Source organism: Myroides sp. LoEW2-1, assembly GCF_009767705.1.
Taxonomy (GTDB): domain Bacteria; phylum Bacteroidota; class Bacteroidia; order Flavobacteriales; family Flavobacteriaceae; genus Flavobacterium; species Flavobacterium album_A.
In genome coordinates, this window is record NZ_WSPP01000078.1 from 1 (window position 1) to 382 (window position 382).

Consider the following 382-nt stretch of genomic DNA (forward strand, 5'->3'; position numbering starts at 1 on the left):
AATGAACTTCATCAAGTAGCTCATAACGGGAGAGTCTATATATTTATCAATAGACGCTGTAATCAAATGAAGCTCTTGCATTGGGAAGCAGGAGGCTTTGTACTATACCACAAACGCTTAGAACAAGGAACTTTTGCTTTTCCCACGCATAGTAAAGCTCAAATAAGTTGGAGTGATTTAGTACTGATGGTAGAGGGAATCCAGGTTATCAAAAGTAACCAAAAAAGGCGTTTTTCATTGAAGTAAAACAGGTTAAAACCTTGTATATTTAAGGCTTTTGACGTATTTTTACTTCATGGAAATAGACTTAGAAAACTTATCGAAAGAACAACTTTTGGCGCTTATAAAAAAGCAGTCCAAGACTATTTCCAAACAAGACAAA

The 382-nt window shown here is 35.1% G+C and carries 1 protein-coding gene; it reads left to right on the forward strand.

From position 1 onward, the window contains the following. Positions 1–246 (forward strand): IS66 family insertion sequence element accessory protein TnpB (gene tnpB / locus GOQ24_RS05560; RefSeq protein WP_160339265.1); only part of this gene is annotated, 246 nt, incomplete at its 5' end. Positions 247–382: the final 136 nt, after the last annotated feature.